This window comes from Roseovarius sp. MMSF_3281, from assembly GCF_030733685.1.
Lineage (GTDB): Bacteria > Pseudomonadota > Alphaproteobacteria > Rhodobacterales > Rhodobacteraceae > Roseovarius.
In genome coordinates this window covers 320,742-335,221 of sequence record NZ_JASHIM010000001.1, presented here as the reverse complement: position 1 = coordinate 335,221, position 14,480 = coordinate 320,742, and the positions used below count along the sequence as shown (strand labels likewise).

Here is a 14,480-nt window from a genome sequence, read left to right as displayed (position 1 = left end):
AGAGGGCGCCACGGAGAGGTGGCCGAGTGGTCGAAGGCGCACGCCTGGAAAGTGTGTAGGCGGGAAACCGTCTCCAGGGTTCGAATCCCTGTCTCTCCGCCATTTTCCCTTTCATGTCGTTTGCTGGCGCGGGTCGCCTATTGCTCGCGGAAGGCGCGTTGCATGGAATCGACGATCGGTTTGCTGAGGTATTCGAAGAAGGTGCGCTCGGCGGTTTGAATCATCACCTCGGCGGGCATGCCGGGTGTGGGGGTGAAACCGGGAACGCGGGACAGCTCACTTGCCGGGAGTTGCACTCGCGCGAGGTAGACTTCTTGCGGGATAAGTTCGGAATCGTCGGGCAGGGCGTCTGCCGAGATGTAATAGACTGTTCCGAAGAGAACCGGCGTCGTGCGTTGATTGAGCGAGGTCAGGCGCACGGTGGCCTCTTGGCCGAGTTTGACGCTGTCGATGTCAACGCGCGGCACTTGGGTTTCGATGATGAGCGGGACGCTTGTGGGCAGGATTTCGGCAATCGGCTTGCCGCTTTCGATGACGCCGCCGGGGGTGTTGTAGTTCATCCTGACGACGGTGCCCGAGACCGGCGCGTTGATCGAGGACCGGCGATAGACATCTGCCGCCTTGCGGTAATTTTCGCGCACCGAGTCAAGCTCGGCCTCGGCGGATTGCAATTCATCCAGGGCGGCCTGTTGGTGCGCAATGCGGGCTTGTTCGATCTCGCCCTGGTATTTCGCGCGCATGGCGGCGGTTTCGGTCAATTGCGCCTTGAGGCGGCCGATCTGGCCCGTGCCGTCGGCCTTGGCCCGGCGCAGCGAATTAATACGCGTTTTCGGGCTGAGGCCTTTTTCGAACAGGATGGATTGTGCCTCGATATCCTCGTCCAACAGGGCGATCTGGGTGATGAGCGAGGAAAGTTGCGCGCTGTAACCATCAAGGCGGCTGTCGAGGGCATCAATGTTGCGCTCCAGCACGCTTATGTCCTTGTTGAGCTTGGTGCGGGCAGCTTCGAAATTGAGGGTTTGGTTGCGCAGGATCTGCTGAACCGCGGGGTCGTCCTGTTCACCGTCAAGGAAGCGGGGAATGTCGAAGGTTTCAGCACCGCGATATTCGGCCAGAAGCCGGGCGGTGAGGATTTCAAGCCGCGCGCGGCGCAGGAAAAGTTCGCGCAGTTTGGCTTCTGCGGCGGTTTCATCGAGGTGCATGATGGGTTGCCCGGCTTTGACGAAATCGCCTTCGCCGACGAGAATTTCGCGGATCATTCCGCCCTCGAGGTGTTGCACGATCTGGTTGTTGCCTGTGGCCACGAAGCTGCCTTGGGTAATGACCGCCGCGGCAAGCGGCGCGCGGAACGCCCAGGCCCCAAAGCCCCCCAAGGCCAGAACGATGACCAGAATACCAAGAAACGTGTGCCGGACGATGGAGCGGGGAACCTCATCGAACCATTCGGGGGCTGCGGGCTTGGCGAGTTGTCTCATCTTGGGTCTCCGGGTTGCGCGTTTCAGCCGCGATTGTCGGGAATGGTGCCGGGGCCATCCGTGCCCGGCCCACCGCCGCCACGGATGGATTGCAGAACCTCGTCACGCGGGCCCATCAAGGCAAGGCTGCCGCCGGCCAGAAGGGCGATCTTGTCGACATGGGCGAGGATCGAGGGTTTTTGCGTGATCACGACCACGGTGATCTTTTGTTCCTTGGCGTGGTGCAGGGCGCGGGCGAGGGCCTGATCGCCTGCGACGTCAAGGTTCGAGTTGGGTTCATCAAGCACCAGGAGGCGGGGATTGCCAAAGAAGGCCCGGGCAAGCGCGATCCGTTGTTTCTGCCCGCCAGACAGGGGTGCCCCGTCGGCGGCGACGAAGGTTTCGTAGCCATGGGGCAGGTTGGCGATCATGTCGTGGACGTCGGCAAGGCGCGCGGCCTCGTAGATTTGCGCATCGGTGGCGTCGGCGCGCATCCGGGCGATATTGTCCTTGATGGTCCCCGGGAAAAGCTGCACGTCCTGCGGCAAGTAGCCGATGTTTTCCCCGAATTGCCGTTGATCCCAGTTGCGCAGGTCCATCAGGTCCAGCCGCACACAGCCAGAGGTGGGCAGGATCGCGCCGACAAGCATCTTGCCAAGGGTGGTCTTGCCCGCGCCCGAGTTGCCGATAACAGCAAGCGAGGTGCCGGGCGCGAGGCTGAAGGACAGGCCGTTGAGAACAACGCTTTTGGTGCCTTGCGGGACGTAAAGCAGGCGTTCGACATCAAGCCGCCCCTCGGGTTGGGGCAGGCGCAAACGGTCGGTATTGAGCGGGGATTCGGTAAGCAGGCCGGAGATGCGCCCGTAGGAGGCGCGCGACAGGATGAACTGGTTCCAGCCCTCGATCGCGCCCTCGATGGGGGCAAGGGCACGGCCCGCGATGATCGAGGCGGCGATCACCATGCCTCCGGTAATCTGTCCGTCGATCGCCAGGAATGCCCCCCAGCCCAACATCCCGACCTGCGTCAGCAGGCGGACACCGCGCGAAAACGCCGCCGAGGTGATGTTGCGATCCTGGGCGTGGACCTGTGCCTTGAGCGAGGCGGCGGTATCGCGCCCCCAGATCGAGACCGCCTCGGGGATCATGGCGAGGGCATTGATGATCTGGCTGTTCCGCGACATGGAATCGAGGTGCATATTCGCCATGCCTTGGTGTTGGTTCGCGACGGCGAAGTGTTTCGAGGTGGTCTTTTGGTTGATCAGCGCGATGACCAGCAGGATCAGCGCGGTGACCACCACGATCATCCCCAAGTGTGGGTGCACCAAGAAGATCGCAAGAATAAAGAGCGGCGCAAAGGGCATGTCCAGGAAAGACAAAAGCGTGCCCGAGACAAGAAAGCCGCGCAATTGCTGTAGATCGCCAAGTGTTTGATATTCGCGGCCATTGCTGGTCAGGGCCGCACGTGCCGCCGCCGACAGGATAGACGAGCCCAGCTTGGCCGCCAGTTCGACAGCCGTGCGCATCAGGACAAAGCGGCGCATCGCGTCGAAGAAAGCTTGCAAGATCACGGCTCCGATGATCACCGCTGTCAGCATGATCAGCGTATCGACCGAACGGCTTGTCAGGACCCGGTCGGAAATCTGGAACAGGTAGATCGGGATCGCAAGGATCAGAAGGTTGGTCATGCAGGTGAATATCATGACGATGGACAGATTGCGCCGAACCGCGGCGAGGCCCTTTTTCAGATTGCCGGAGAAATCGACCGGCCCCATCCGCTTGTGAAAACCGCCACCGCCGCCGCCATTGCTGCCGCCCCCGTCGCCATCGCCGTCGCCCGATTGCTTTTCGGGCGGGGTGGTGTCGGTTTTCATCGGCGCGGTATTGATCGGCTCGGTGGTGCCATCCTGCCGCGCGCTGTCGGGGCTGCGGGCCTCGGCATCTTCGATGCGTTGGTCCTCGCGCAGTTCAAGCGGATCAGGTCGGCTTTCGGTTTCATGAACCTCGGTTTCGGGATCGGGTTTCAAATCCTTGGGTGTGAAATTCATGTCACGGACTTCTTTCTATACTCGTTTCGCGCGGGCCTGCGATCAGATGAGAACCCCGCCCATCGGGTCGGCGCCCATGTCGTCGCCGATTGGATGCGGGGTGGCTTGATCCTGTTGGTGGTTGGTTTCGCTGTTCTCCTCGGTGAGGAAGACCACGGCCTCGTTTGCAAGGCCATTGCCGCCGTCGGAGGCCAGTTGGCTTTCGTCGGTGACGATCAGTCCGGCCTGATACATCAGGGCATCGGAATAGTGATCGCCGCCGATCTGAATCTCCGAGTTGAGGCCGGCCTCGTAGATGGTTGCGAGGTTGAGCAGGGCGTTTTCGCCCACGACAAGCGAGGCCTCGGCCCCGTCTTGCGCGGCCATTTGCGCGGCGTGCAACTGTAGCTGATCCGCGTCGCCGACCATGTTCGTTTGGCTGATGTATTGGAAGTTGATCAGGTCACCGTCGATATAGAGAACCTTGAGCATATCGAGGCCTTCGAAGGCAGAATTCTCAAGGATCGGGGCCCCGACGTTATCGGAGCCCGCCGCAAGGCTTTCGCCGAGTGCTTCGTAGGCGATGCTAAGCTCGCCATAGGCATCATGGCCAAGGGTTTCGATGACCGCCTCGTTCCAGAGCAGGTTGCTATCGCCCGAGGTCAACCAGCCGTCGCTGTAGGTGACGCTGTCGTTGTCGAGCAGAACATTGACCTGGTTGATGATGCTGATGTTGATCAGGTCGCCGCCGACAACGATCAGGTCGTAGTGGAATCCAAGCTCCTGAAGCAGGGTCAGATTGGTGGCAGTGTTGCCGCCGGTTTGCAGGAAGCTTTCGTTGCCGGAGAACTGAACGCTGAGGATGTCGTTATCGACAAGGTAGTTGTATTGTTCGACCCAGTTGAAATTCACCAGATCGTCGGTAAGCCGCGCCACGATGGCGGTATCGGGAAATTCGGGGGCGTCTTCCCCGGGGGCATCCGCGTCGGTTGCGGGGGGAATCGCGCTGTTGAGAATGGCCGCGATATTGTGAGTGGTGTCCGCGGCGCCATGAAGCGGGGCCGTACCGTTTTCGCGATCGAGGTTTGACAGGACATTGACCTGCGCGATGGCATTCATGGAATGGCTGTCGCCCATGACCGCCATGACCGGCGCGTCGATCCAGTTGATCGACAGCGAAAGGGCGTTTGTTGCGTTATTGGCGCCGGTGATGACCTCGTGGGGAAGCTCATCATGGTCGTCTTCCTCGCGTTGAAGAAAGGGGGGAAGGGCGGCATCGAGATCGGGCAGTTCCCCGGCTTCGCTACCGTTGACATGTATCCCCGCAGCCTCGGCCCCGGTGAGGTGGTGGATGGTGGCCCCGTCGATGGCGGGCGGGGGGGCATCCTGTGCGCACTGGTAGAAGGCCACGCCGAGGGGCGTGATATCGTCCCCGGTTTCGGGCAGTGTTGCGGGCCAGTCCAGCGATAGATCCTTGGCCATCTGCGCCATGACCATGAGCGTTTCGATATGGTAATCGGAAGGCACGAACCCGGCCGTGGGTGTTGCGGTTATCAGAAGGTCGGTGTCCTGCAGGCTGATTTTCTGGACGATGGCGGTGGCCACGGACGAGGGCGGGGGCAGGACAGGCTTTGCAAGGGAAATCCCGCCACCCCAGAGTTGCATGGGATAGGTCATGACCGGGTTGCCCGCGCTGTTGGCGCCGAAAATGCCCAGGCCGCCCAGATCGACGGGCAGCGGGTCGGCGGGTGGGCCGGGCGTGATGCGTGCTTCGGAATAATCGGTGATGCGGGCGTTCAGGTTCGGTTCAAAGTCGGCCAGATTGTAATCCGACGATACGTTCACCGTGACGTTCAAAAGCCCATCGTGTTGGTCGTTCAGGCGCTGCATGGCCTTGAAAGCATCGTAATCCTGCCGCATGCGGGCTTCTTCGACTGTTTGGCTGAAAAAACCGACGAAATGCGAAATGGCTTCGGTCGTGAGATCCCTGCTCATGATCGTACCCCGCTGAAAGGTGCGTATTGATCGGAACCCTGGGGGGCCGCCCCGTGAAAACCAGTAATAACAATCGCAAAAGAAGAACCCCGCGCGACCGGAACCGCGCGGGGCAGGGCCATTTTAGGCCATGGTATCGTCTTCGCCCACCATCGTGGAGGTCAGCGAGCCGCCAACAACGGTCATGTCGACCGTGTTGCCCAGCACGTTGGCACCCTGGACGATGCTTTGGTTGAAGGCCGAGGTGTCGACAACAGCCGAGGCTTGTGCCTCGGACAGGCCGTTGACGTAGCCGTCATCGCCATTGTTCGACCCCCAGACGCCAGCGTGGCCGTTGCCGCCGTCGCCATTGATGGCTTTGCCAGCATGGCCACCGTTCCCGGCCGTCGCGTCAGTCCAGCCGCCAAAGGCCTTGCCGCCCAAGGCATTGCCGCCTTCGCCACCGATCGCACCGGCATGACCGCCGTCGCCACCTGCCGCGAGACCAGCCCCCAGACCGTTGCTGAAGCCAGCGCCCATACCGGGCGAGCTGCCGCCTGCGCCGCCGTCGCCGTCGTTGCCGCCGATTGCGCCGGACGCGGCATTGCCGCCGTCGCCGCCTTCACCGGCAACGGCATTGGCCGCGCCGAGGCCGAGACCGACAGGCACGAGGCCAAGGCCGCCGACACCGAGACCGGCACCGATGGCGCCTGCATCGCCGCCTTCGGCGTCATTCACGCCAAGCGCACCGGACCCGGCATTGCCGCCGTTGCCACCGGCACCGCCTGCGCCGCTGTCGCCGCCGACACCGACGCCGACACCGATCGAGCCGAGCCCGACACCGGTACCGCTGGCCCCTCCGCCGCCGTCCGCATCGGTGTTGCCGTTGCTGCCGCCGTTGCCGCTGCTGGTGGAGGTGCCGCCGGTGGCCGCAATGGCCGATCCGCCGATACCACCGAGGGACCCGGCATTGTCACCGCCGGCCCCGCCGCCGGGTTGGGCCTCGATGCCTTCATCCGACGTCGCGGTGCCGCCATTGGCGTTGCCGTTCTGTTGCCAGTTGGCGTTATTGCTGACCGTCGCGTTGTGAAGTTCGTCCTGGTCGTTCAGCGTGGCCGATTGACCCATCGCGATACCGGCATCGTTGCCTTGCCCATTCAGCGCCTCTTTGAGCACGCCATTGAACTTGATGTCGTTGCCGTAGTCGGCGTTGGGTGCATAGGTCGCTTTCGAGCCGTTGTTGGCCATCAGCACGTCACCGATGCTGCTGCCGCCGCTGAGGTCGAAATCGCCGAAATCGTCATCCGACGTCGGCATCAGGTCCTCAAGGCCCAGTTCCACGTTCACCTTCGTGGTGACATGTGTATCAACATCGGTCTTGGACGTGTTGGAGGCATGGTTGACGGCGTTGTTATGCGCGGTGTTGCTTGCGCCATTGGTCGCCGCGTTGTTGGCCGTGTTGGTGTTGAAGTTGCCATTGGAATTGACGTTGCCATTGGCGTTGCCGTTCACGTTGCCATTGGCGTTCCCGTTACCATTGGAGTTGCCATTGCCGTTCTCGTTGCCATTGAGCGAGGCATTGCCGTTGAGATTGCCGTTGGCATTCCCGTTGCCATTGCCGTTCAGGTTGATGCTTTCATTGTTGCTGCTTTGGCTTTGGCTTTGGTCCTGACCCTGGCCTTGACCTTGGCCTTGAAGTTGACCTTGGCCCTGGCCTTGAAGTTGACCTTGGCCTTGCAGGCCGAACATGAAGTGCTTCTTACCACTCATGGTGTGGCTCCCTTTTTGTTGGGCATCCTCGGGTCACCACTCTTCTATCAAGTGACATGTCGGGGATGCGTGGTTGATTTGTTGTGGTGGATAAGGACAGTTTTTCGGGGCTTTGCCCTTTGGCTGTCCGGGGACATTGCAGTTTCTGTCACCTCCTTTCATGGGCGTTTGCCCTTGGTGCTGCAGGCTGTTGGGGACAGGCCGCAACCCAGTCAGGATCAGTCTGAAGGTGATTCAAAAACAGTCGGCAATTGGGACTAGCCCACGCGGATAGGGTGGGTGATGGGCCCGCTTCCTTTGGGTAGGTCCGACTTTCGTTCCATTGACAATGGTTAATGCCAATGGGTGACAACCTTGGCATAGTCGCGTTGAGATCGAGCAGTCCCAAGGCAGGTTGGGGGGAATTTCGAAGCCTGTTGCTAGAACTGGGGAGCGATTGAAATGTATAGCGATAGAATATTGACCGGGGAAGAACGTGAGCCTGCGGCGCAACCAGTGCCGATAGAAGCGTCACTTGGGTTCGTTTCGCGGCGGCACCTGTTTTCCGATTGCTTGTGCCGCGCGACCGAGGCGGAATTGCCCGGGGTTCATGTCACCAAGTTCGACGATGTTCACGAGGTGATGGCCGCCGGTCCGCAGTGGCGGGATTACCTGCGGCTGATCGTTTTGGACGAATCCGCGGCCGAGGCGCTGGACGTCGTACAGGCGCGGTGGTTGACGCGGAACATCGGAACGCAGTTTGCCTGCGCCTTCAGCAACGCCGGACGCGCCGCGCGATTGATGGAGAATTCCGCCTATCCCGATCCATTGGGAAGCTTGTTTCCCCTGAACATGGGGATCGACGGCTGGATCTCGGTTTTGAAATTATGTTTGACGGGGCATCACTACGTGTCGCCGGACCTGATGTCGCGCCCGGCGTCAGCGCCGCTGGATACCCCCGACGAGGTGGACCGGCTGGCCTGTTTGACGCCCCGCGAACGCGAGGTACTGGAGCTTGTCGCGGGCGGCTGCCAGAACAAGGAAATCGCCGCGCGGCTGGAACTGTCGGAGAATACCGTGAAGCTGCATTTGCGGAACATCATTTCCAAGCTGGGTGTTCATAACCGGACCGAGGCGGCGATGATCCATGTCCAGCACCGCCGCCACTGAACACGATCCCCTTGATGACATCCTGCTTCGCGTGGGGCGCTTGAATTACACCTGGACCAATACCGAAAGCCTGTTCATCCATGTCATGGCGGGCTTGGCGGGGATGGACAAGGAAACCGCCGTTGTCGTTTTCCTGACGCTGAACACCACGGCGGCGCGGCTTGACCTGGTGGATCGCTTGTCGAAACTGTCGCGCGTGCCCGAGGAGGAGCGGCGTGCCGTTACCCGGCTGACGCAAAGGTTTCGCAAGGAATCAAGGCTGCGCAACAAGTACAACCATTGCATCTATTCCTTTGATCCCGAAGGGGGCACGCCGCAGACCATCATGATGCGGATTGCCGACCGAAAGGATGAGATCATCATGGGCAAACAGGAACCCGCGGGCGAGGATCAGCTTGCGCAGATCGACAAGACGATTGGCCGGTTGCGGCAATTGAACCTTGATATCTGGGCTGTCATTCGCGAGCGCGGCTATCCCCTGTGATCCCGGTCAGTAGTCTTTTTCGAAGAACACCCCGATCCCGGTATTGCCATCGCTGCTGGCGCTGCCGCGTACCGTGACATTGCGCGAGACATCGAGGTTCAGCTCGATCTGCTGGCGGCCGTCGCTGTCGGCGGAAATCTCGGAATAGACGTTATCGGATATGTAGCTTCCGGCGCTGACCTCGGTGGCGCCGTCTTCGGTGGTGGTGACATCCAGATCGTCAAGGCCAAGTTCCGACCGGAAGGTGCCAAGGATACCCGGACCGCCGCCGCGCAGGGTGGCAATGGCCGAGGCAAGCTGTGCCGCTTGAAACCCTGAAATCTTGTCCAGACCACGCCCGAAGATAAGCCGGGCGATCACCTCTTCCTGTGGCAGCTCTGGCGAGGAGGTGAAGCTTACCTCGGGCGCGCTGGCCAGCCCTTCCATGATGATTCGGGCGGTGATTTCGCCGGCGTCGGTTTCCGCAACGAAGCGCAGGTAGGGATCAAGCGCACCGCGCAGGGTTATCTGCCCTTCGGTCAGGGTGAGGCGCTTGCCAAGGATGTCAAAGCGGCCACGGATCAACCTGAACTGTCCCGATGGGGCGATATCCGAGGCCGAACCCCGCAGGATGAGCTGACCGCCAAGTTCGGCATCCAGACCGCGCCCCCGGACGAAGATCCTGTTGGGTGCATTGATCGTCAGGTCAAGCGAAAGCGAGGTGGCGCGCGCTTCGTCGGGTTCTGCACCAAGGCCAAGGCCGGCCTTGGCGCGTGTCTGGCGCGCTGTCCGACTGTCGTTGATATGGTTGACGCCTTCAAGGACTCGTGTGCTGACCGGGCTGCTGCTTGGTACTCGGATCGAGGTTTCATCCAGACGCAGGGTGCCTTGCAACCGAGGGGCCGTGGCCAAGGGGCCGGTGAGGGTCATTCGGCCGCTGGCCGAGGTTCTGTAAAGGTCGGGATCGACGATGCGTAGCCCATCAAGGGTGATGGACAATGTGCCTTGGAACGGTGGCGCAAGGGTGATCGGCCCATCCACCTGCAGGTTGCCCCCGGCGCCGCTGCGCCCGGTGACGGAAATGTTGGCGCGGCCAGCCGTCAGGTTGACGCGGCTGTCGATCCCTTCGATCACCACGCCGTAGGTGGGCAGCGTCGCGCGGGCGTTCTCGGTCGTGATCTGGCCGGACAGGGCGGCGAGGCTGGGCGCGCCGTTGAGGCGCAGGTCATAGCGGGCGGTGCCCTGGATGGCGCGCGGTTCGATAAAGCGGTTGGCAAAGGCAAGGGGCGCGGCGCCATTGGCCTGAAGATCCATCGAGGCACCGTAATCCTCAAGACGGCCCGAAATATCCGCCCGGGTTCCGCCGGGACCATCGGCGGTGAGGGTCAGTGACATTCGGCGAGCCCAGTCTTCGAGGATGCGGACACTGCCACGCGCCGTCATCGCGCCGGAAAGCCCCGGCGCGATCCGCGCCAAATCGGCCAGCCGGGCGTTGATGTCGATCGGTGCACCGGGGCCATCGCCCGAGGCGCTTAGCGTCAGGCCGGGGGTATCGACTGTCAGGGCACGAAGGTCGATCGGGCCGTCGCCCTTGGCGATCCGGCCCGAGAACTGGCTTGCCCCCCCGGTCAGAAGTGCGTCGAGCGAGGCAATCGAGGTGCGCAGGTTTTGGGCGTCACCGTCAAGGGTAAGATCAAAGGTCTGGTCATTGATGCGGCCCAGCCCCTCAAGGGACAAACGCGCCGCGCCGCGAAGCGGGCGACCGGCCAGGCGGGAGAACTGCGCAAGGTTGCGGGCGTCGATCCGGGCGGTGCCCGTGACCGGCAGGCTGTCGTCGGCGGGGTCAAACGTGCCGCTGGCGTTGAACGTGGTTTGCGCGACAGAGGCGTTCAGATTGGACAGGCGTAGGGGGCTGTCCTTTTGCCATTCAATCGCGGTGCTCAGGCGGGCGGGCCCCTCAAGCGGGATGTCCGCGCGCGCAAGATCGCGGATGTCGGCATCAAGGGTCAGGGTGCCGGATTGGCCGCTGAGATGGCCAATGGCCCGGATTTGCGCCTCGGGTGTGACCAGGTCAAGCTGATCGACGGCAATGCCGTTTTCATCGCGCAGGGCGGACAGGATCAACCGGCCTTCGCCCGCGATCAAGGGATCGAGGGTTGGATTGCCAAGGCCAAGGTTCGCGGTTTCCGCGAAAAGCGCCCCATCGAACGCGCCGGTCAGCAGGTCGGAATTGCCGATTACCGTCAGCATTGCAGCGCCTTCAAGCGGCAAGTTGGCCAGTGGTGCGAAACGCCCAAGCGCCGGGGCCTCCAACCGCAGGTTTACCGAAAGCGGAAGGCCCTCGCCGCTGGCCTTCAATCGACCGGCACCATAAAGGGTCAGGTCACCGGCCTTGGCAGCAAGGTCCAGAATATCAAGGGGCTGTCCCTCGCGCCATGCAAGGCGGGCCTGGGCATTGGCCGATGGGCCAAGCGCCCGCGACAGGGCCTCGTCCTTGTGGCTGATGCCTGCCAGGCTGGTGATGAGATCGGCGTCAAAGCGGCGCGGTGCATCGCTGTCGAGGCTGCCCTTCGCGGTGAATTCGGCCTGACGCACCACCACGGGGCCGTTCTCAAGGTTGTCGACCCGAACCTGGGCTTGCCAAGCCTCGCCTTGCGCCTTGTCGTAGCTGGCGGTTATGCGCGCGTTTTGTATCTGTGTCGGCTGGCCGGAAAAGGGCAGGCGGGTCGGGGTGTCGTCGGTGCCGATACGCCCTGTCACCGCGAATTGTTCGGGCCAGCCATCGGCGGCAATCCGTGCTTCGCCGCGCAGGTCCATGGCCGCGCTTTCCGCCCGGAACCGCGAGATTGACAGCGCCCCGTCATCCCGACGCGTTGCGCGCAATTCCAGCGCGGTTTCCTGCCCGAAGAAGGGCCGCAGGTCTGGTTGGAACAGCGGGCGAAGATCCCCGGCAAGATCCGCCGAAAAGCGGCGTGTGGCGGTGTCGGCCTCGCGCATTGTCGCGATGGTGCCGCTGAACCGTTCAACCCCGTCCGAGGCAAGGGCCAGTTCTGCGTTGTAGTCATCCAACGGCCCGTTGCCGGCCAGTGTAAAGTCAATCGCGGGTTGCCCGGGCAGGTTGATTATACGCGACAAAAGGCCATTCTCGGCTTCGCTCAGCGCAAGGTCGATGGAAAGTTCGCGGCTGGAGTTGTCGAATCCCGCGTCTAGCGTCAACTCGGCCGGTTTGTCGAGGCGCGTGATGGCCAGTTCGGCGGTGCCTTCCCCGGCATCGAGCGCCATGGCGCCTTCGAACTTGAATTCGGCAGCTTCGCCCAGCACAGGCGCGGCGAGGGTGACCTCGTCGATACGCAGGGTGCCGATGTTGATCGAAACGGGCAGGTCGGGCAGGTTGAACTCTCGCGCCTCGGTGTCGGCCGGGCTTGGCCCGCCATCGTCGGGCAGACGGCGCAGGATGATGGCTTCGGCGGTCAGTTTGTCGATATTGAGCCGCCCGCTCAAAAGCGCGCTGCGGGTCCAATCAAGTTCGGCATTCTGCAATTCAAGCCAGATGCCGTCGTCGTCGGCGATGGTCAGCCGGTCCAGCGTAGCTTGCGAGGATAACGCGCCCCGGAACCCTTCGATGCGCACCTCGCGGCCCGCGTCCGACAGGTTGTCTTCCAGAAAGCCGATGATCAGCCCGCGATCATCGTCCTGCGCGGCGGCTGGAGCGGCAAGGCAAATGAGCATGGATATGAAGATCAAAAGGCTGCGCATCAGAAGGCCTGCCCGATACCGATGTAAAGTTCGAAGTCTTCGCCAGCGCCGTTGTCCAGCGGCGTGGCAAGGTCAACCCGGATGGGGCCGATGCCGGTGTCATAGCGCAGGCCAAAGCCCGCACCGCTGTGCCAGTCGCCGTTGCGGCTGCCCCAGCTGTCTTGACCGACAAAGCCGGTATCGGCGAAGGCCACGGCCCCGAATTTGCCTTTCAGGTCGGCGCGAATTTCGCCTGACAGGGCAAAGAACGACCGCCCGCCAAGACGGTTGCCGCCGCCCAGGTCGACGGCCAGCGATTGATAGGGCTGGCCCCGGACAGTACCCGCACCCCCCGAGAAAAACAGCATGTTGGGCGGCACTTCCGTCAGGCCCGCGCCATTGACCGAGCCAATCTGTGCGCGGGCTGCGGCGATCACGCTGTCGTTGGCATCGAGGGCCAGATAACCCCGCGCATCGGTGTAAAGCCGCGCACCAGAGCCGCCTTGATCAAGGCCCAGGAACGGGGTGGCTTCGACCGCGACATAAAAACCCTTGCGCGCGTCCAGCGTGTTATCGCGGGTATCCCAAGTGAGCGAGGTCGGAAACAACAGGTGTTCGATCGTGCGGCTGCCCAGATCGTCGTCGATCTCGGTGTATTGATAGGCAATTCCGGCTTCCCCGGTGAGGGTGTCGGAAAAGATATGGCTGGCCCCTGCGCCAAGGCGAACGCGGCGTTCGCGGTAGTCGGGCTCGTCTTCTTCGGCCAGTTCGCCTTCGATGTACAGGGCGGTGTCGGGGGTGATGGTGGCGGGACGTTCGAATCGTCCCTTGAGAAGGTAATCCATGCCGCCCGAGTCGCCGCCAATGCCGCCGACCTCGGCATCGATGCGCAGGCGTTCGGCCCCGCCAAGAAGGTTGCGGTGAAGCCAAAACCCCGAAAGCATCACCCCTTCGAGCGAGGACAGCTCGGCGCCGAAGCCGATACGGCGGCGCTTGGCATCGACGATCTGGGCGTTGATATCGAGCGTGCCATCGGGATTGGCGGTTTCGGCCTCTTGCATGGCGACGGATTGGAATGTGCCGGTGCGACGCAGGCGGGTGGCAGCGCGATCAACCTCTTCGGGGTCGAAAGTCGTGCCCTCGGGCAAGCCGGCGATTTCCCGGATGCGGTCGGGCCTGACGCGGCTTTCGCCGCGCGGGATCAGGCTGCCGAACCGCAGGCGGGGGCCGGGCGCAAGGGCGATGCGCGCCGTGAGGGCCTGCTTGCCATGATCGGCGGTGATGGATTGGTCGGCGACACGGGCCTTGGCATGGCCGGTGTCGCGCCAGCCTTCGACCCCGGCCTGTGCGGCGTCACGGATCGTATCGGCGCGGGCCAGGGCCCCACGCCGAAACCCCTTGGGCAATTCGGTGCCCGGGGCCCGTGGCGTCACCTCGGCGCGGTCAAACAGGAAGGCCGGGCCGGGATCGACGGTAATTTGAACCTCGTCGATGCGGGCGGGGGCCTCAAGCGGCGGAATCGCAGCAGCCTCGCGCCCGTCGACGGTAATGCGAACCGACGGGCCGTAACGCCCGGCTTCGAACATCACGCCGATCAGGCGGGCGTAATCGGCGCGCGCGGCGGCCAGGATGTCTTGGGGTGTCGCGTCGTCGCGCTTGGCGGTTTCCAACGTCAAGGAGCCATCCCGAAGCCGGTTGGCCAGATCCTCGCCGGCCCCGGGGGCCGACAGGCGCACCTCGCTGGGCCGCGCGCCAATGGGCATGGCCACAAGGCCCAGCATCAAGACCAAGGCGCAGGCACGTTTCGGCAGCGAATCTTTCACGTCAGGCAGCTTTCTTCCAAGTGTTGGCGCATACATCTCATGCAGGCGCCGTGAATGCCACGGTCAAGCGCATCACATCAGCGTTAGG

General features: G+C 62.7%; 8 protein-coding genes and 1 tRNA gene. 3 read left to right on the top strand and 6 right to left on the bottom strand.

The window, feature by feature from the left end; genetic code table 11:
- The first annotated feature begins 12 nt into the window (after positions 1 to 12).
- Positions 13 to 102, top strand: a tRNA-Ser gene (locus RBB32_RS01925).
- A 35-nt stretch (positions 103 to 137) separates the two neighbouring features.
- Here the strand turns inward: RBB32_RS01925 and RBB32_RS01920 are convergent.
- The 4 genes from RBB32_RS01920 to RBB32_RS01905 form a co-directional block, all read right to left on the bottom strand.
- The gene (locus RBB32_RS01920; protein ID WP_306150977.1) at positions 138 to 1,475 is read right to left on the bottom strand and encodes an HlyD family type I secretion periplasmic adaptor subunit; all 1,338 of its coding nucleotides are present in this window, start codon (positions 1,473 to 1,475) and stop codon (positions 138 to 140) included.
- A 23-nt stretch (positions 1,476 to 1,498) separates the two neighbouring features.
- Entirely contained in the window at positions 1,499 to 3,499 is a 2,001-nt protein-coding gene (locus RBB32_RS01915; protein WP_306150976.1) for a type I secretion system permease/ATPase, read from the bottom strand.
- 42 nt (positions 3,500 to 3,541) lie between these two features.
- Positions 3,542 to 5,473 (bottom strand): hypothetical protein, encoded by a 1,932-nt coding sequence (locus RBB32_RS01910; RefSeq protein WP_306150975.1) that lies wholly within the window; start codon positions 5,471 to 5,473, stop codon positions 3,542 to 3,544.
- A 123-nt stretch (positions 5,474 to 5,596) separates the two neighbouring features.
- Entirely contained in the window at positions 5,597 to 7,222 is a 1,626-nt protein-coding gene (locus tag RBB32_RS01905; protein ID WP_306150974.1) for a hypothetical protein, read from the bottom strand.
- A 441-nt stretch (positions 7,223 to 7,663) separates the two neighbouring features.
- Here RBB32_RS01905 and RBB32_RS01900 point away from each other — a divergent pair, with 441 nt between their 5' ends.
- The gene (locus tag RBB32_RS01900) at positions 7,664 to 8,371 is read left to right on the top strand and encodes a response regulator transcription factor (RefSeq protein ID WP_306150973.1); all 708 of its coding nucleotides are present in this window, start codon (positions 7,664 to 7,666) and stop codon (positions 8,369 to 8,371) included.
- Entirely contained in the window at positions 8,349 to 8,855 is a 507-nt protein-coding gene (locus tag RBB32_RS01895) for a hypothetical protein (protein WP_306150972.1), read from the top strand. The genes RBB32_RS01900 and RBB32_RS01895 overlap by 23 nt, the downstream gene beginning before the upstream one ends.
- A 6-nt stretch (positions 8,856 to 8,861) precedes the next feature.
- Here RBB32_RS01895 and RBB32_RS01890 read toward each other — a convergent pair whose 3' ends face one another.
- Both RBB32_RS01890 and RBB32_RS01885 read right to left on the bottom strand, forming a co-directional pair.
- Positions 8,862 to 12,590, bottom strand: a complete 3,729-nt coding sequence (locus RBB32_RS01890; protein WP_306150971.1) for a translocation/assembly module TamB domain-containing protein — start codon at positions 12,588 to 12,590, stop codon at positions 8,862 to 8,864.
- Positions 12,590 to 14,392 carry an autotransporter assembly complex family protein gene (locus RBB32_RS01885; RefSeq protein ID WP_306150970.1) on the bottom strand — a complete coding sequence of 601 codons (1,803 nt, stop codon included), beginning with the start codon at positions 14,390 to 14,392 and terminating at the stop codon, positions 12,590 to 12,592. Before RBB32_RS01885 ends, RBB32_RS01890 begins: the two co-directional genes overlap by 1 nt.
- Positions 14,393 to 14,480: the final 88 nt, after the last annotated feature.

Bases quoted from the DNA above. Each gene is read 5' to 3' on its own strand.
- RBB32_RS01900 (WP_306150973.1), top strand. From the start codon at position 7,664: ATGTATAGCGATAGAATATTGACCGGGGAAGAACGTGAGCCTGCGGCG.
- RBB32_RS01910 (WP_306150975.1), bottom strand. From the start codon at position 5,473: ATGAGCAGGGATCTCACGACCGAAGCCATTTCGCATTTCGTCGGTTTT.
- RBB32_RS01890 (WP_306150971.1), bottom strand. From the start codon at position 12,590: ATGCGCAGCCTTTTGATCTTCATATCCATGCTCATTTGCCTTGCCGCT.
- RBB32_RS01895 (WP_306150972.1), top strand. From the start codon at position 8,349: ATGTCCAGCACCGCCGCCACTGAACACGATCCCCTTGATGACATCCTG.
- RBB32_RS01905 (WP_306150974.1), bottom strand. From the start codon at position 7,222: ATGAGTGGTAAGAAGCACTTCATGTTCGGCCTGCAAGGCCAAGGTCAA.
- RBB32_RS01915 (WP_306150976.1), bottom strand. From the start codon at position 3,499: ATGAATTTCACACCCAAGGATTTGAAACCCGATCCCGAAACCGAGGTT.
- RBB32_RS01920 (WP_306150977.1), bottom strand. From the start codon at position 1,475: ATGAGACAACTCGCCAAGCCCGCAGCCCCCGAATGGTTCGATGAGGTT.